This window comes from Kaistella gelatinilytica (assembly GCF_015679325.1).
Classification (GTDB): Bacteria; Bacteroidota; Bacteroidia; order Flavobacteriales; family Weeksellaceae; genus Kaistella; species Kaistella gelatinilytica.
The window spans coordinates 269,621-286,674 of record NZ_JADPVI010000001.1; the positions used below are offsets into that span (position 1 = coordinate 269,621).

Consider the following 17,054-nt stretch of genomic DNA (forward strand, 5'->3'; position numbering starts at 1 on the left):
AACTGATCCCTTGAAACAGATTGCTTACATAGAACTCGATACCCACGCAGAAATTGCGCGTAATTTTATGGAATTAATGAAAGATTCCAAAGAGTTTGTGATCGATTACTATTTTTCTGACAAAATATTCAAACAGATCAAGAAAAATGAATCCAATGTTTTTTTAAGTGAAAATACGGAGATTTTAAATCAATTGAGTCAAAAGAAATATGATGTAGTGATCATTGGAACAGTGCATCGTTATTTTAATTTATTCAAGGAAATCACTCAGGAATATAATACTGCGGTGATTGTTCACAATCTTAATTTTACGAATATTTCCCGGTTTCAATTGTTTAAAAATATTTTTAAAAAGGACTTCGTTTACCGTTTAAAATTGTGGTTAAAAGAAGATCTACTCGCTGCCCCCGATGTTTTTAAAGGAGCGAGAAATATTTTGGTGTTAGACAAAAGCTTAGTTGCTGGGAAACTCAAGTATTTACCGGTTTTCTTTAATGAGTTTCAGGAAAAGATTGATTCTAAAGTTTTTACGATTGTAATTCCAGGTGCAGTTTCGCAAGCAAGAAGAGATTACAAAAAGGTGATCGGTCAGTTGAGTGATTTGAAAATTAAAACTTTTGAGAAACCACTTGAAATCGTTTTTCTTGGTAAAGCTCATGGAAAAGAACTAGATTGGATCCGGGATTTTGACAAAAAGAAACCGGAGAACATTTCGATTAAATATTTTGACAAAAAAGTTCCACAAACTACTTTTAATGAGTGGATGAACAAAGCCGATTTCCTTTGGTGTCCGATTCAAAGTGAAACAGAATTCTTTAGTAACAAAGAAATTTATGGAGAAACAAAAATGAGCGGTAATATTGGAGATGCAATTAAATTCGGAAAAATTGCTATTTTTCCGACAGATTACCAATCAAATTTTGATTTTATTATTAACGAAAAAATAGACTCAACTGAGGAGATTTTTAATTTTAAATCTGAGAATTCTTACGATTTCCAAAAGGAATTCAGCAAGAAGAAAATATCTTCTGAACTTGAAAAAACGTTACAGTCAATACTTTAAATCATTAAAATTTAAAAATACTTTTAAAGAATTTTTTGTTCACATAATCTTCAATCGGGAAGATTTTCATAAAATGATTTGCTCCGAAAATTACGATCAAAACAAAAGCTGGTTTATAAAAAAGGTTTAGAAGATTGCTTTTGGTTTCGGGAAACATAATTGCTAAAGTAATTGCCAACGTACAGATAATCGCCACGTACATCATTTCGATGGTCAATGGGAACACCTTGAATTTCACATAATTAAAATAAATTTTGATGATGTTGAACAAAGTAAGTGAGATCGCGGTTGCCATTGCAATTCCAATAATTCCCAGCTCAGTTTTCGTAAGAAAAAGATAGTTGAGGACAACGGTTGTAACGGCTAAAAATAGCATGATCACTATATTAAACCGATAGTGTTTGGAGAGGGAAATAATGTGTCCGTTAAATCCGGTCGCTAAGTCAAACAGCATCGCAAATCCTAAAATCCACACGACAGGTTCCGCTTGTCGAAGCTGGTCGCCATTTTTAATAAAGTTGGTCAGGTAAGGAAATCCCACCAGAATTGACGAAAATAATACCGCACCTAAAAAGAATAAAGTAAGCGAGGTTTTTTTGTGAAACCGGTCAAGTTCTTCGAATTCATTTTCTGCAATCGTTTTGTTAATGATAGGTGCAGAAATATTAAACAATCCCATTTGCGGAATCAGGATGAAGGAAAGTATGGATAAAATAATACTGTAAACTCCATTTTCCTCAAAATTTAAAAACTCTCCGATCATGAAATTATCTACTCTGAATGCAATGTAATTACCGATATTTCCTAAGAAACCGTAAAAACTATAATTGAGGATTTCTTTCCAGAGACCATCTTTCCGAACATAGTCGGTACTGAAATCAGGGGTGATCTTTTCAAGTTTATTGGCGTAAAAATAGTAGCCTAAAAAAGAAAGAACAAACATTCCTAAGAAAAATCCGTATGAACCTTTTTCAGAAACTCCAAGGAAGAAGAAAAGACAAAAAGCACCGATGTTCGCAATCTTTGGAAAGATATTTTCGAAAATATTCGGAACAACGATCCGCTTAAAATTGGAGATGTATTTTGTGAAAACAGCTGATAGAGCGAGAATAAGAATCAGCGGCAGGATCAGCCGCTTCATTTTCCAAAGTTCTAAACTTTTATATTGTGGAAATAATTGAAAGAACGCAAAAAATAGGATGCAAAAAATCAGAAAATTGACGAGAATCCCTACCAAAGAAAGCGATAATATATTTTGATTTTTACCGTCTTTTTGCGTTTGATGGAAAAACTTAACATTAGAAAAGGAAAGTCCGAAAACTACGATAGGCAAAAGCATTTCTGCAGTCGGCATGATGTAACGCAATTTTCCATAAAATTCCATATCGTACGGAAATATAAAAATTGCAGAAAAAGTTCCGAGTAAAAAACCGAAATAACCAATTAAGGAATATTTAAAACCCTGTCTTGCAATTACACTCATTTCTGCGAAGTTTTCAGGTGATTTGGAACGAAAATTATATTATTGATATATTCTTTTTTATTGATTAACGTATTATTTTCCTGATCACTAATTAAATCTGAAGTTAATTTGTCCAGCTGAAAATTTTGTCGGTTCAGATAGTAGGAAGTGAAGTTCCAGTTTTCGATCTCTTTAATTAAATCCCAGATCGGCTCAGAATGATGGCGTTGTTCCATTTCGATCATTAATATTGGCATATATTTTCTAATGATCTTTTCGGCGCCTTTCAGTGTTCGCATTTCATTTCCTTCTACGTCAATTTTAATGAAGTCAATTCTGGTGAGCTTTTCCGTCTCTTTCCAGTCATCAAGTTTAATGATTTTTACGTTTTGCAGAACGTGCTTTTCTTCATCTTCTTCTCTGTAATTGACTTTCAATGTTCCGCGGGAATCAAATGTTTTTCCTTTAATAACAGGTATTTTGAATGATGCACTTCCATTTTCATCAGAGAGCGCAAACGGGAAAATCTGAACATCTGGAAATATTCTTTTTAAGCGTTCAAACAATTTATGATTAGGTTCAAAAGCGTAGATGTTTTTTGGTAAAAGTTTCTTTTCAAGCAGATAAATAAAACTTCCGTTATTGGCGCCAATGTCGATCATCACCGACTCTGCGCTTAACAAATCTTTAAGCCAAATTAATTCAGGTTCAATGTTTTTTTGACTGTAATTTTCTTTGGTAAGATGTTTTAAATTTCTGAAAAACCGCTCTTTATAAAATCGTGGAGTTACGAACTGGAGTTGATTGGCGATGATATGGTAAAGAGACATACTTTTATGTTGAAAAAACAAAGATAGAAAAATATGTTAAATAATGTTAAAATATGATTTATCAATTGATTCTTTTTCTTTCAATCTTGCTTTTAGATTACCTTTAACACTCAAAATTGACTATGAAAAAAATATTATTTTTCCTCGGATCCTTATTGATCACTTCCTGTGTTTCGCAGCAAACTTCAAAAAAGCAAGCATTTAACTGGGAAGGTGCAAATATGTACTTATTATTAACGGATCGTTTTCAGAATGGCGATAAATCCAATGATGTTAATTTTGGCAGAACAGAAAAAACCGGAGTTTTACGCGGTTTTGAAGGGGGAGATCTAAGAGGAATCATCCAGAAACTGGATGATAATTATTTTTCAGATTTGGGGATCAATGCGATCTGGATGACGCCGTTGGTAGAACAAATTCATGGGGCAACCAATGAAGGAACCGGAAATACGTACGCTTTTCATGGTTACTGGGCAAAAGACTGGACGGCGCTTGATCCTAATTTCGGTACGAAGGCAGAATTAAAAGAACTCGTTGAAAAAGCCCACGCGAAAGGGATTCGCATAGTTTTAGATGCCGTTATCAATCATACTGGTCCGGTTACGCCGATCGATCCCGTTTATCCGAACACCTGGGTGCGAACTTCGCCACAATGCAAATACAATAATTACGAAAACACCACTGCTTGTACTCTGGTCGCAAATCTCCCGGATATTTTAACAGAATCAAATGAACCGGCTGAACTTCCAAAAATGCTCGTTGAAAAGTGGAAAAAAGAAGGAAGATATGAATCAGAAGTAAAATCGCTCGATGAATTTTTCGCCAGAACAGGTTATCCACGAGCGCCGAAATATTATATTATGAAATGGCTCGCTGACTACGTTCAGGATCTGGGAGTCGATGGTTATCGAATTGATACGGTGAAACACACTAATGAAGATGTTTGGAAAGATTTTCAAAAAGTTTGTCAGCAAGCATTTGCTATTTATAAAACAAATAATCCTCAAAAAGTTCTTGACAATCAATTGTTTTTCACGGTTGGCGAAGTTTACGGTTACGGAATTTCACAGAAACAACTCTATGATTTCGGTGACAAAAAAGTAAATTATTACCAGAACGGCTTTAAATCGCTCATTAATTTTGACTTTAAAGGCGACGCCAATAAACCTTATGAAGAATTATTTTCGAATTATTCAAAATTATTGCACTCCGATTTAAATGGTAAAACGGTCATGAATTATCTTACCTCGCATGACGACGGTTCGCCTTTCGATAAAGACCGAAAAAGAACGTTTGAAGCTGGAACAAAACTGCTGTTAGCTCCCGGAATTTCGCAGGTTTATTATGGAGATGAAACCGCCAGAACTTTAACCGTTCCCGGCGCAGAAGGTGATGCGAATTTACGTTCGGATATGAACTGGAGCGATGTGAAATATAATTCAGGAACGCAAAAGTTATTAGCGCATTACCAAAAATTAGGGAAATTCAGAGCGAATCATCCTGCCGTTGGAGCCGGCGTTCATCAGATGGTTTCTTCTTTCCCTTATTGGTTTACAAGAACTTTGAATAATGATAAAGTTTTAATTGGTCTTGATTTAGCGTCAGGGTTGAAAGAAGTTTCTGTTCAGGGGATTTTTGAAAATGGCACGAAATTGCATGATGCATATTCTGGTAAAATTGTAAAAGTAGAAAACGGAAAAGTTTCCATCAACTCTGAATTTTATATCGTTTTGCTGGAAGAAATTTAAAAATAAATTAATGAAAAGTATTGTCAGTCTTGGTTTAGTATTAATTTCTTTCGGCGTTTTCGCTCAGAAAGTTCCCGCAATTAGCAAGACAGAATTTTCAAAAGAAGCAGTTGCTCAGAAAATCACTTCGTTGCAGGGTAAAAAAATGGTCATTTCAGAAATTATAAATAACCATAAAGGCCGGATTTTAATTATCGATTTCTGGGCAAGCTGGTGTCCGGATTGTATCAAAGCACTTCCTTCAACTAAAATTTTAAAGGAGCAAAATCCCCAACTTGATTTTGTTTATTTCTCTTTGGATCGCTCTTATGACCAATGGAAACGAGGTCTGGATAAATACGATCTAACATCGCAGGAAAATTTCTGGTTCGATGAAGGCTGGAAAAACAACTTCAATAATTACATCGATCTTAACTGGGTTCCAAGATTTTTAGTTGTAGATCAAAGCGGAAAAATTGCAAAATATTATTCAATTTCACCGACCGATCCAGATATTCAGAAAACAATTGATGAATTGAAAGCGAAAATGTTTTAGAGAAAAGGCCTTTCAATAAAATCATTTAAAGGTTTGATGCTTTTAAAAATTTGAGCAAATTCCTGAGCAGCATTTTCTTTCAGTAATGACTCATCTGAAATCGGATAATTGACGATGAAGTTTTTTAGTTTCAGAAATTCAGCCATTGGATCATCTTTTTCAAAACCATTCGGAACTCTTTGTAATTTGCTTTCTACACTCAATCCACGGAAATTATTTCTAAAATCATCTTCCTTCAGGATTTGCATAAATTCTTGAGGATATATTGAAATTTCTTTTCTGATCTCTTTCAAAATCGGTGATTCAGGTTGAAAAACACCACCTGCTAAAAATGATTTTCCAGGTTCGATGTGCAAATAATAACCGGACGTTTTACCATTTTTCCCAAAACCCAAACCTGCGCCAAAATGGGTTTTGTAGGGGATTTTTAATTTTGAAAAACGAATGTCCTTATAAATTCTGAAGAGCGCTTTTTTCGGATCGATCTTTAAAATCTCCTCATCAAATTTCGCCATTTCCTCAATAAGATTCTCCAGAAACGAAAGAACATCCTGTTGAGCCTCTAAATAAAGATTTTTGTGTTCGTTGAACCATTCGCGATTATTGTTTTTTTCTAAAGTTTTCAGGAATTTTAAAGTGGATGATTTCATAGATTAATTTTAGATAGACAAATTTAGGATTTATAATAAAGGGAAAGCAGGAGTTTTTTCTAATTTTACTTTTTCCAAGGTTTTTCCATACCTTTTTATCAGAGAAATTTCAGCAAAATAAGTTTAATAATGATTTTTAAAATTTTCATTAGAATAGCTAAATTTGTACTCACTTAATTCAATGAATGTCGGAATTAAAAAAAATTAGAGAACACCAAAATCTAACTCAGGAAGAGTTGGCGCAAAAGTCTGGACTTTCTGTCAGAACCATTCAAAGAATTGAATCGGGAATGAAGCCGAAAGGATTTACTTTAAAAGCATTGGCTGCAAGTCTCGAGGTTCCGGAAAATGATTTACTCGTTTCAGCTGTTTCTGAAAAAATAAATGAGTTAGATGAAGTTTCAATTGTAGAGACTGCTTCACCGGTTGAGAAAGGGGAAATTTTAAATGTGAAATTGATAAAAATTATTAATCTCTCCTCGCTTCCTTTTTCCTGGTTTCCTATTGCGAATTTCCTGCCTCCAATACTTTTGATGTTGATTATGAAACAAACATCTGAAATCATTAAGCAGATCATTTCCCTGCAGATTTTTCTGGCAATTATTTTTCCCATCCTTTTTATGATCCTTATTTTTTTAAAGTTAGGAAAAGAATCAGTGATCATCGGAATTATTGTGCTCACGCTCGCCAATATTTATATCATTTTGAGAAATGCGTATGAAATTGATAAAAGACAAAAACTTTTTTATAAATTGAATTTCAGTCTGTTATGAAGTTGTCGCAAGATTGTCGGGTTTTTGTCGGGTAGATTTTCTCCTTCAAATTCGGTTTATTCTCAATCTTTGTCAAAATTATTTTTATGACAAAGCACTTTGGAATTATTATCACTTTCTTCTTTTTATTCGGAAATTTTAAGGCACAAATTGCTAAAAATTCTCCTCTCTTTCTTGAACTTAAAAAAGAAGACAGTCTTTTCTTTGAGCGCGGATTTAATCAGTGTGATCTAACTTACATGGAAAAATCGGTAGATGAAAATTTAAAATTTTATCATGATAAAGGTGGTTTTCAGGATAAAAAATTATTCATCCAAAGAACCAGAGATAACATCTGTTCCAACCCAGATCAAAAACCTATTCGTAAATTGATAGAAGGCAGTCTGGAAGTTTATCCTTTGTATAATAATGGAAATCTATATGGAGCAATTCAATCCGGGAATCATCAATTTTTTATCAGAGAGAAAAATAAAGCAGATGTTTTGGGTGGTGAAGCGAAATTTACGACCGTTTGGCTGAAAAAAAATGAAAAATGGGTCATGAGTGATATTCTTAGTTATGATCATCAGGGAAAAGAATCTGAACAATTTACTGATGATTTACAACAATTACTGAAAGATAAACATATTCCAACTTTAGGTTTAGGCATCATTAAAGATGGAAAATTAACGCAGATAAATGTTTATGGAGATCTTAATGATAAAATAACCGCACCTTATAATAGTCTCTTCAATGTGGCGTCTTTAACGAAACCTGTTACTGCAATGTTGGTTTTAAGGTTGGTCAGTCTTGGGAAATGGAATCTTGATGAACCGCTAGACAAATATTTTATAGATCCAGATATCGCAAAAGATGATAGACATAAAAAGTTGACTACAAGACTGGTTTTAAGTCATCAAACCGGATTTAAAAACTGGAGATTCTTAAATAAAGATCATAAACTTAGTTTTGATTTTGATCCCGGTACTAAATATCAGTATTCCGGGGAAGGATTTGAATATCTGAGAAAAGCAATTGAGAAAAAATTCAAAAAAAATCTGGAAGAATTAGCACAGGAGTATGTATTCAAACCACTTGCGATGAATGATACCAGTTACATTTGGGACGAAAAAAAAGATGCAGGAAGAATAGCAATTGGATATAATAAGGAAGGAAAGCCGTATGAAATCATTAAAAATAAAACGGCAAACGCCGCAGATGATCTGACAACCAGCGTGGAGGATTACGGGAAATTTTTAGTTGGAATATTAGATAATAAATTGCTGTCACCCGCTGTTTTTGAATCTTTGAAAAGCAAACAGGTCGAAACCAAAAAGAATAAATATTTTGGACTTGGCTTTGAAATTTATGATTTGGGAAATGATGAAATTGCGCTTTCACACGGCGGTAGTGACGAAGGTGTAAATACGATTTTCTTTATTTTACCAAAAACAAAAGAAGGTCTGATCATTTTTACCAATGTAGATGATGGTCAGAAGATCTATGAAACGCTCATTGAGAAATATCTGGGAGAAAGAGGCAAAAAAATTGTTAAAATTGAGATGCAGTAAAAGTGGTTTACAGCGATTTGCCAGATAATTAAAAATTTAAAAGTAGAGGATTTAATAAGTTTTTGAAATAATATATGAGAATTTCAGTGACGAAACAAGCTGGAAACTGCTCTTCGGACAATTAACATAAATTTAATAAATGCCCCCTTTTATTATCGAAAACAAAATTGTATCTTTGCACCCAATTTATAGACGATCTTTTACATGAATTTATTTACGGAGACCAATCTAAGTCCGGCAATCTTGCAGGCAATTGGCGAAATGGGCTTTGAAAGCCCAACAGAAATCCAAAAACAGACTATTCCTTTTATCTCTACAGATATACGCGATCTAATCGCACTTGCGCAGACAGGAACAGGCAAAACAGCGGCGTTTTCGCTACCGATTTTGGATATGATTGACGACGGGAGTCGCAAAATCCAATTTTTGGTGCTTTGTCCAACCAGAGAACTTTGTTTGCAGATTACCAAAGACATTAAAAATTATTCGAAATACATGCCCAACATCAAGACTACAGCAGTTTATGGTGGAAGCAGTATTACCGACCAAATCCGCTCTCTACGAGACAAACCACAGATTATTGTGGGAACTCCGGGACGTGTGATCGACCTTATTAACAGAAAAGCACTTGATTTTTCTGAAATTCAGTGGCTCGTTCTTGACGAAGCTGATGAAATGTTATCGATGGGTTTCAAAGATGATTTGGAAACAATTCTACGTGAAACTCCTGATACGAAACACAATTATTTATTCTCGGCGACGATGAATAAAGAGGTGGAGCGTATTTCTAAAAGTTATTTAACGAGTCCACACCGTATTGTTGTTGGCTCATTAAATGAAGTGAAGAAAAACATCAAACACGAATTTTATGTGGTTGGTTACCGTTTCAAAAAAGAAGCTTTGAAGAGATTGATCGATGCAAATCCAAATCAATATTCAATTCTATTCTGCAGAACGCGTATGGAAACTCAGGAAGTTGCAGATTTCTTGATGCAGAATGGTTACGCAGCAGATGCGCTTCACGGTGATTTGTCTCAAGCGCAACGTGATACAGTAATGAAGAAATTCAGACTGAAAAATATCGATATCTTAGTGGCGACCGATGTTGCGGCGAGAGGTTTAGATGTTGATTCATTGACGCACGTTATTCATTATTCTTTACCGGATGATCCTGAAGTTTTCGTTCACAGAAGTGGAAGAACAGGTCGTGCAGGAAAAGATGGAATTTCAATGTCATTGATCAAGCCTGAAGAATCAAGAAAATTAAAGCAGATCAAACAATCAACTAAGATTGATATCGTTGAGAAGAAAATTCCTACCGGAAAACAAGTGATCGAAGCTCAGGTTGGCGGTGTTTTCACCAAATTATTGACAGAACACGAAAACTTATTTGAATTCGATGCATCTTTAATTCCAGACTTATCTGCGTTTACCAAAGAAGAATTGGTTCACCAGATGTTGCAGTTGCAGTTGAGAGATATGGCGCTTTATTATTTAGATAAAAATGATTTAGCTGACCAGAAATTCAATGCTGATGACGGAAGAGGCGACAGAGGTGGAAGAGACAGAGGAAGGGGCGATCGAAGAGACGGCGGCAGAGACCGTGACAGAGGTGGCGATAGAAGAGACGGCGGATCTAGAAATTCCAGAGATGGAGGAAGCAGAGACGGCGGAAGCAGAGATTTCGGAAATCGTGAAGGCGGTGACAGAGAATTCAGAGAAAGAAAGCCAAGAAAAAATAATGGCGATATGGTGCGATTTTTCTTTAACTTAGGAAAACGTGACAATCTGAAAAAAATTGATATGTTGGAGATCATCAACAAATCAACTGAGAAATCCAGAAAAAGACCAGATATTGGTGAAATCGAAATTTTAGAGAAATTCTCTTTCTTTGAAGTAGAGAAATCATTCAAAGACGAAGTTTTGAAAGGATTACAAACTCAGAAATTTAAAGGCAAAGACATGAGAGCTGAAGAATCAAAATAATTTTTCAATCTTATTACAATATTTTCAGTCTCATTATTCGTAATGGGACTGATTTTTTTGGTGGAGAACTAATTTCGCAATGTTAATAAAACTTAATATAAAATCGGCTAAGTTGGTTGAGTTTTTCGGAAATTTGCAGCACTAATTAATAAATGAATAATTATGGGAATTGGTAATATTTTTAAAATGTTCCAGCCGAAAGACAAAGTGTTTTTTGTACTGTTTGAGAAAGTTGCAGAAGAACTTGTAGCGATGTCAAAAGAGTTTCACGAGAGTCTGCTTGATTTCGATATCAATGATGATACGATGTTACAGCACATGAGTGATTACGAACACAGAATGGATGATTTAACCCACGAAATTTTTGTTCAGTTAGGAGAAAACTTTATTACCCCGTTTGATCGCGAAGATATTAGTCATTTAGCCAGTCGGTTAGATGATATTGCTGATTTCATGTATGCTTCGGCGAAATATATTTATTTGTACAAAGCACCGCTGGATCCTGCTTACACTGAATTTACACTTTTGATTTACAAATCTTGTATTGAAATTGAGATCGCCATCAAAAATCTGAATGATTTCAAAGATCCAAAAGCAGTGAAAGAATCTTGTATTAAGATCAATTCCTTTGAAAATATTGCAGATGATGTTTTGAGTCAGGCAATTGTAAAGTTGTTTGAAACGAATGATGCCATTAAAATTATGAAAGTGAAATCGGTTCTGGAATATCTGGAAACAGTGACTGACAAAGCAGAAGACGTAGCCAACACGATCGACAGTATTTTGATTAAATACGCTTAATCTATTCCTTAATTTATTATATAAAAATAGAATGGATTTACCAATTCTTCTTATTATAATCATTGTTTTAGCCTTAATATTTGACTACATCAATGGTTTTCACGATGCCGCTAACTCCATTGCGACCATTGTTTCAACTAAAGTTTTAACCCCTTTTCAAGCCGTTCTTTGGGCTGCAATGTGGAATTTTGCCGCATTTTTTCTCGCTGCTTATGTCATCGGAGAATTCAAAATTGGAAATACGATTGCAAAGTCGGTGAATGAAAATTTCATCAATCTCGAAGTAATATTTTCTGGATTGATAGCCGCGATCGCCTGGAATTTACTGACTTGGTGGTTTGGGATTCCATCCTCCTCTTCGCACACTTTAATTGGTGGTTTTTTAGGAGCTGCTTTAATGTTTGCCTTGGTTTCGGATTATCATGTAATTGCAGTCGCACAGCCAAACTTAGGAATTTCTGATAAACTGATACTCGCCTTTAAGCAACTATTTACCCAAGATGTGGTGCGTTATGATAAAGTGATTCCGATCTTTTTATTCATTTTCCTGGCACCTGTAATTGGTGGAGTGATTTCAGTGATTATCACTTTATTTATTGTTAATGTTTCCAAGAGAACGAGCCCGAGAAAAGCCGATAATGTTTTCAAAAAATTACAGTTGGTTTCTTCCGCACTTTTCAGTTTAGGTCACGGTACGAATGATGCACAGAAAGTAATGGGAATTATTGGAGCAGCCGTTATTTATCATCACACCCAAACTTTGCACGATCCCGTTTATCTCGCTTTAGACAGCACACACCAATTCAACTATTTTGTAGAACATTATTTCTGGGTACCTTTTACCTCATTCTTAATGATTGCTTTAGGAACCATGAGTGGTGGCTGGAAAATTGTAAAAACAATGGGTACAAGAATCACAAAAGTAACACCACTGGAAGGAGTTGCAGCTGAAACGGCAGGAGCAATCACGCTTTTCATTTCAGAACATTTTGGAATTCCAGTTTCTACGACGCATACCATTACTGGTGCGATCATCGGAGTCGGAGTAACAAAAAGAGTTTCCGCAGTTCGTTGGGGAATCACGGTAAGTTTATTGTGGGCCTGGATTTTAACCATACCGATTTCTGCGATGGTGGCGGGGATAACTTATTTATTGGTCGTATTTTTTAGATAAAGGTTACTTCATATATATAAAACCATTTCGAAAGAAATGGTTTTTTTTGTGTCATTTTAAATCGGTAAAAACTTTTATAAATCGTATTTTTGCACAAATAAGAAATTTTATGCAGTTTTTAGACGAATATCAGGAGACCGTTGCAAGTGCAATTACCAAATACATCTTTAAAGATAAGCCCGAGGAACTTTATGGTCCGATGAATTATATTATTTCACATGGTGGCAAAAGACTTCGTCCTATGATGGTTTTAATGGCTTGTGAAATGTTTGACGGTGATTTGAAAAAAGCCCTTAAACCCGCGTTAGCCATTGAGTTTTTCCATAATTTTACTTTGATCCATGATGATATTATGGATGAAGCGCCTCTTCGCAGAAACATGCCGACTATTCATACCATACACGGTATTAATACAGGAATTCTTTCCGGAGATGCCTTAATGTTTAAAGCCCTTAAGTTTTTTGAAAATCTTGAACCTGAATTGTACAAAGCTTGTATGAGAGTCTTTATCCACACGGGATTATTGCTGTGTGAAGGTCAGCAATACGATATCAATTTTGAAACGCAGGAAGAGGTGACTTTCAATGATTATATTAGAATGATCTCCTATAAAACCGGCATTTTAAGTGCTTCTTCTTTTGAAATCGGTGCATTGATCGCAGGTGCAGATTTCAAAGATGCAAAAGCCATATTTAACTTCGGTAAACACGTAGGAATTGCTTTCCAGATCATGGATGATTATTTAGATGTATTCGGAAATCAGGAACAGATCGGTAAAAAACATGCCGGAGATATTTACGAAAATAAAAAAACGGTGCTTTATCTTTTAGCCAAAGAACATGCAACCGACGAAGAGAGGAAAGAACTGGAGTTTTGGTACTCTAAAAAAACCGATAATGTGGATAAAGTGTATAGCGTAGAAAAGATCTTCCGCCGTACCAAAGTTGATGAAAAATCGTTACTGTTAATTCAGGAACACAACGAACTTGCGCAGAAATATTTAAATAAGATCAGCGTGTCTGATGCAAAGAAAAAACCATTCATCGAACTTGCTAATTATCTGTTACGTCGCGAATCTTAACATTAATAAATTTACAAAGTGCTAATTCCCCTTAATTAAAATTGGAGTAGTTTAAAATAATATGAAATTTAGAACAGAAGTAGAAATTCCAAATTCTAAGATCAAAATAGGAGTTGAAGACCGTGTTTTTTCAATCGGTTCCTGCTTTTCTACGGAGATGACCAACCTTTTAAAAGCAGGTCAGATCCAAACTTTAAATAATCCTTTTGGGACACTTTTTAATCCGTTCTCTATCAATAACGCCGTAAATAGAATACACGGTGCTGGATTTTATGCGGAAGAAGACCTTGTTAGTTTTAATGAAGAAGTTATTTCGTTGGACCACCATTCCTCCTTCAATTCGCAATTTGCACACCAGACTTTAGAAAAAATTAATACTCAAATTGAGAACGGAAATCAGTTTTTACAAAAGACTAACTGGATTATAATTACGTACGGGACTTCTTTTATTTATGAATTTCTACCGAAGAAAAAACTCGTTGCAAACTGCCATAAAATTCCAGCGAAATATTTCGAAAAAAGACTGTTGACCCATTTAGAGTTAACAGATTCTATTTATGAAACGGTGGAGAATCTGAAAGATATTGCGAAAGAAAATGTTCAGATCTTGTTTACCGTTTCGCCCGTTCGTCACACTAAAGACGGCATGGTTGAAAACAATTTAAGCAAATCAAAGCTTATCACCGCTATTCACGAAATTTTACCACAATTTGAAAATTGCCATTATCTGCCGGTTTACGAGATTTTGATGGATGATTTGCGGGACTACCGATTTTACAAAGAAGATTTAATTCATCCCAACAATCAGGCGATTAATTATATCTGGGAGAAATTTGGAAATGCTTTTTTTTCTAATGATACCATGGATTTCATTGAAGAAAATTTGAAAATAGGGAAATCATTGAGTCACAAATCTTTCGATGAAAAGAATCAAAAACATCAGGAATTTTTAGAAAAGTTAAAGCAAAGAATTTCTTCACAACAGGCAAAAGTGAAGCATAAAATATTTTAAAATTATTTGGGCAGCTTTTTCCATCTTCCGTTCCCGCTATTTTTTGCCAAGGCTTTCCCCAACGTAAAAAAATGAGCTCCACTCAAGCAGGGCTGCAATAAGGTGTACTAAAATAGATTTTTAATTTCACTATCAACAATCAACTAAAATGATCGATACGCACACTCATTTATATTCCGAAGAATTCGATAATGACCGAAAAGAAATGATCGAAAGAGCCATTAATAAAGGTGTTTCTAAATTTTATCTTCCCGCAATCAATTCGGAAACGCACGAAAAAATGCTCAGTTTGGAAAGCGAATATCCTGAACAAATTTTTTCGATGATGGGACTTCATCCATGTTATGTAAAACCGGAAACTTGGGAAGAAGAATTAAAATTGGTCGAAAATTATTTGAATGAAAAGTCATTTCCCGCAATTGGTGAGATCGGAATTGATTTATATTGGGATAAAACCACTTTAGATATTCAGATCAAAGCTTTCGAACAACAGATTGATTGGGCGATAGAAAAAGATTTGCCGATCGTGATTCATACGAGAAGTAGTTTTGATGAGGTTTTTGAAGTTTTAGATCGAAAAAAACATCCAAAATTACGTGGCATTTTTCATTGTTTTTCCGGAGATTTAGACCAGGCAAAAAGAGCCATCGATTTAAATTTCATCTTAGGAATCGGTGGAGTAGTTACATTCAAAAATGGTAAGATCGATCAGTTTTTACACGAAATTCCTTTCGATAAGATCGTTCTAGAAACCGATTCACCTTATCTCGCGCCAGTTCCGCATCGAGGAAAACGAAATGAAAGTTCTTATCTGGATTTGGTTGTCGGAAAACTCGTCGATATTTACGGGAAAGATTTTGCAGAAATAGATCGTATCACCACCGAAAATGCGGAGCGAATGTTTGGTAAATAATTTTCATTCCGTTTTTGAGACGAGGAAAATATTTTCCATGAATTTTATTGCTATTTCTACTTAATTTGAAATTATTTAAAAAATAAAAAAACCGCAATAAATAAATATTGCGGTCCTCCATTTCCTTCGCTTCTTTGCGTGACCAATTTGGCGTCGTAAATTTATCTGTTTCTCGTGAAATTACTTTTGTTGTTAGGCTTTTTACTGCCCGTTGTTTCTCTCGACTGTACTCTTGGTCTTGGCGTAAAAGATTTATTATTCGAATCTCTTTTCTGCGCAACTAAATTGTCCGTGTGAAAAGGATGATCTTTTTCTACCGGTATTTTTTTACCGATCAACTTCTCCGTGCTTTTTAAATTTGCCAGGTCTAAACCATCAACAAAAGAGATGGAACTTCCTTCTGCGCCTGCTCTTCCTGTTCTTCCAATACGGTGAACGTACGTTTCAGAAACGTCAGATAATTCGAAATTCAGAACGTATTTTAATTCGTCGATATCAATTCCTCTCGCTGCAATATCAGTCGCCACCAAAATTCTGGTTTTCCCTGATTTAAAGTTGCTCAAAGCATTTTGTCTTTGATTCTGAGATTTATTTCCGTGAATCGCTTCGGCAGAAATTTTATGACTTTGTAATTTTCTTGCGATTTTATCGGCACCATGTTTCGTTCTGGAAAATACCAAAACCGATTCTTTGATGTCGTTTTGTAGAATATGCGTCAACAATTCAAGTTTATCATCTTTGTCAACGAAATATACTTTCTGATTGATGGTGTCTGCAGTTGCAGAAACTGGCGCTACTTCAACTTTAACAGGATTAGAAAGCATGGAGTTTGCCAGCTTGCTGATCTCATCGGGGAATGTTGCAGAGAAGAAAAGTGTCTGTCTTTTCGGAGGTAATAATTTGATGATCCGTTTTACGTCGTGAACAAAACCCATATCGAGCATTCTGTCGGCTTCGTCTAAAACGAAAACTTCTAAGTTTTGAAGAGAAACAATTCGCTGCGAAATGAAATCTAATAATCTTCCTGGAGTTGCCACCAAGATGTCAACGCCTCTTCTTAAAGCTTTTTCCTGTGCAGCTTGTTTTACTCCACCAAAAACTACGAGGTTTCTAAGGTTTAAATTTCTTCCGTATGCATTGAAGCTTTCTTCAATCTGAATCGCTAATTCACGGGTTGGTGTTAAAACCAAAACTTTGATATTATTGTTGCGGCTGTTTTTTTCTGCCAGATTTTGTAAAATCGGGATCGCAAAAGCAGCTGTTTTACCGGTTCCGGTTTGTGCTGTTCCGAGTAGATCTCTACCTTGTAAAATGCTTGGGATCGCCTTTTCCTGAATAGGAGTTGGTTGCGTGTAACCTTCTGTTATAAGCGCATCGAGGATGGGCTTAATTAATTTTAAGTCTGTAAATAACAATATTTTCTGTATTAAAAAATGATTGCGGATGAAGTGTTTTACTTCTACATTTTTGGCTTGA

The 17,054-nt window shown here is 35.1% G+C and carries 15 protein-coding genes; 11 read left to right on the top strand and 4 right to left on the bottom strand.

Annotated elements, in window-relative coordinates:
* Positions 1-10: 10 nt before the first annotated feature.
* Positions 11-1,063, top strand: coding sequence for a hypothetical protein (locus tag IV494_RS01095; protein WP_196078330.1), 1,053 nt, complete (start codon positions 11-13; stop codon positions 1,061-1,063).
* A gap of 4 nt (positions 1,064-1,067) precedes the next feature.
* Here IV494_RS01095 and IV494_RS01100 read toward each other — a convergent pair whose 3' ends face one another.
* Together IV494_RS01100 and IV494_RS01105 are read right to left on the bottom strand one after the other, a co-directional pair.
* Positions 1,068-2,546, bottom strand: a complete 1,479-nt coding sequence (locus IV494_RS01100) for a lipopolysaccharide biosynthesis protein (protein WP_196078331.1) — start codon at positions 2,544-2,546, stop codon at positions 1,068-1,070.
* Positions 2,543-3,355, bottom strand: coding sequence for an FkbM family methyltransferase (locus IV494_RS01105; RefSeq protein ID WP_196078332.1), 813 nt, complete (start codon positions 3,353-3,355; stop codon positions 2,543-2,545). Before IV494_RS01105 ends, IV494_RS01100 begins: the two co-directional genes overlap by 4 nt.
* Positions 3,356-3,477: 122 nt before the next feature.
* Between IV494_RS01105 and IV494_RS01110 the strand changes: the two genes are divergently transcribed.
* Positions 3,478-5,103, top strand: coding sequence for an alpha-amylase family glycosyl hydrolase (locus IV494_RS01110; RefSeq protein WP_196078333.1), 1,626 nt, complete (start codon positions 3,478-3,480; stop codon positions 5,101-5,103).
* 10 nt (positions 5,104-5,113) lie between these two features.
* Positions 5,114-5,638: a TlpA family protein disulfide reductase gene (locus IV494_RS01115; RefSeq protein WP_196078334.1), complete on the top strand. Its 525-nt coding sequence runs from the start codon at positions 5,114-5,116 to the stop codon at positions 5,636-5,638.
* Here IV494_RS01115 and IV494_RS01120 read toward each other — a convergent pair.
* On the bottom strand, positions 5,635-6,288 hold the full coding sequence (locus IV494_RS01120) for a DUF2461 domain-containing protein (protein ID WP_196078335.1): 654 nt from the start codon (positions 6,286-6,288) through the stop codon (positions 5,635-5,637). The genes IV494_RS01115 and IV494_RS01120 overlap by 4 nt on opposite strands.
* Positions 6,289-6,473: 185 nt before the next feature.
* On the opposite strand from IV494_RS01120, the gene IV494_RS01125 reads away from it, so the two are divergent.
* From IV494_RS01125 to IV494_RS01160, 8 genes are all read left to right on the top strand, one after another.
* On the top strand, positions 6,474-7,061 hold the full coding sequence (locus IV494_RS01125) for a helix-turn-helix domain-containing protein (RefSeq protein ID WP_196078336.1): 588 nt from the start codon (positions 6,474-6,476) through the stop codon (positions 7,059-7,061).
* Positions 7,062-7,147: 86 nt separating this feature from the next.
* On the top strand, positions 7,148-8,611 hold the full coding sequence (locus IV494_RS01130) for a serine hydrolase (protein ID WP_196078337.1): 1,464 nt from the start codon (positions 7,148-7,150) through the stop codon (positions 8,609-8,611).
* Between the two features lie 204 nt (positions 8,612-8,815).
* Entirely contained in the window at positions 8,816-10,597 is a 1,782-nt protein-coding gene (locus IV494_RS01135) for a DEAD/DEAH box helicase (protein WP_196078338.1), read from the top strand.
* Between the two features lie 162 nt (positions 10,598-10,759).
* Positions 10,760-11,398, top strand: a complete 639-nt coding sequence (locus tag IV494_RS01140; RefSeq protein WP_196078339.1) for a DUF47 domain-containing protein — start codon at positions 10,760-10,762, stop codon at positions 11,396-11,398.
* A gap of 31 nt (positions 11,399-11,429) precedes the next feature.
* On the top strand, positions 11,430-12,572 hold the full coding sequence (locus IV494_RS01145; protein WP_196078340.1) for an inorganic phosphate transporter: 1,143 nt from the start codon (positions 11,430-11,432) through the stop codon (positions 12,570-12,572).
* A gap of 109 nt (positions 12,573-12,681) precedes the next feature.
* Entirely contained in the window at positions 12,682-13,653 is a 972-nt protein-coding gene (locus IV494_RS01150) for a polyprenyl synthetase family protein (protein ID WP_196078341.1), read from the top strand.
* 61 nt (positions 13,654-13,714) lie between these two features.
* Entirely contained in the window at positions 13,715-14,665 is a 951-nt protein-coding gene (locus IV494_RS01155) for a GSCFA domain-containing protein (protein ID WP_196078342.1), read from the top strand.
* 148 nt (positions 14,666-14,813) lie between these two features.
* Positions 14,814-15,578: a TatD family hydrolase gene (locus IV494_RS01160; RefSeq protein ID WP_196078343.1), complete on the top strand. Its 765-nt coding sequence runs from the start codon at positions 14,814-14,816 to the stop codon at positions 15,576-15,578.
* Positions 15,579-15,739: 161 nt separating this feature from the next.
* Here the strand turns inward: IV494_RS01160 and IV494_RS01165 are convergent, their stop codons facing one another.
* Positions 15,740-16,993 carry a DEAD/DEAH box helicase gene (locus IV494_RS01165; RefSeq protein WP_196078344.1) on the bottom strand — a complete coding sequence of 418 codons (1,254 nt, stop codon included), beginning with the start codon at positions 16,991-16,993 and terminating at the stop codon, positions 15,740-15,742.
* Positions 16,994-17,054: the final 61 nt, after the last annotated feature.

What these genes read in the sequence shown, in the direction of transcription:
- IV494_RS01100 (WP_196078331.1), bottom strand. Translation starts at nt 2,546, where the DNA reads ATGAGTGTAATTGCAAGACAGGGTTTTAAATATTCCTTAATTGGTTAT.
- IV494_RS01105 (WP_196078332.1), bottom strand. Translation starts at nt 3,355, where the DNA reads ATGTCTCTTTACCATATCATCGCCAATCAACTCCAGTTCGTAACTCCA.
- IV494_RS01110 (WP_196078333.1), top strand. Translation starts at nt 3,478, where the DNA reads ATGAAAAAAATATTATTTTTCCTCGGATCCTTATTGATCACTTCCTGT.
- IV494_RS01115 (WP_196078334.1), top strand. Translation starts at nt 5,114, where the DNA reads ATGAAAAGTATTGTCAGTCTTGGTTTAGTATTAATTTCTTTCGGCGTT.
- IV494_RS01120 (WP_196078335.1), bottom strand. Translation starts at nt 6,288, where the DNA reads ATGAAATCATCCACTTTAAAATTCCTGAAAACTTTAGAAAAAAACAAT.
- IV494_RS01125 (WP_196078336.1), top strand. Translation starts at nt 6,474, where the DNA reads ATGTCGGAATTAAAAAAAATTAGAGAACACCAAAATCTAACTCAGGAA.
- IV494_RS01130 (WP_196078337.1), top strand. Translation starts at nt 7,148, where the DNA reads ATGACAAAGCACTTTGGAATTATTATCACTTTCTTCTTTTTATTCGGA.
- IV494_RS01135 (WP_196078338.1), top strand. Translation starts at nt 8,816, where the DNA reads ATGAATTTATTTACGGAGACCAATCTAAGTCCGGCAATCTTGCAGGCA.
- IV494_RS01140 (WP_196078339.1), top strand. Translation starts at nt 10,760, where the DNA reads ATGGGAATTGGTAATATTTTTAAAATGTTCCAGCCGAAAGACAAAGTG.
- IV494_RS01145 (WP_196078340.1), top strand. Translation starts at nt 11,430, where the DNA reads ATGGATTTACCAATTCTTCTTATTATAATCATTGTTTTAGCCTTAATA.
- IV494_RS01150 (WP_196078341.1), top strand. Translation starts at nt 12,682, where the DNA reads ATGCAGTTTTTAGACGAATATCAGGAGACCGTTGCAAGTGCAATTACC.
- IV494_RS01155 (WP_196078342.1), top strand. Translation starts at nt 13,715, where the DNA reads ATGAAATTTAGAACAGAAGTAGAAATTCCAAATTCTAAGATCAAAATA.
- IV494_RS01160 (WP_196078343.1), top strand. Translation starts at nt 14,814, where the DNA reads ATGATCGATACGCACACTCATTTATATTCCGAAGAATTCGATAATGAC.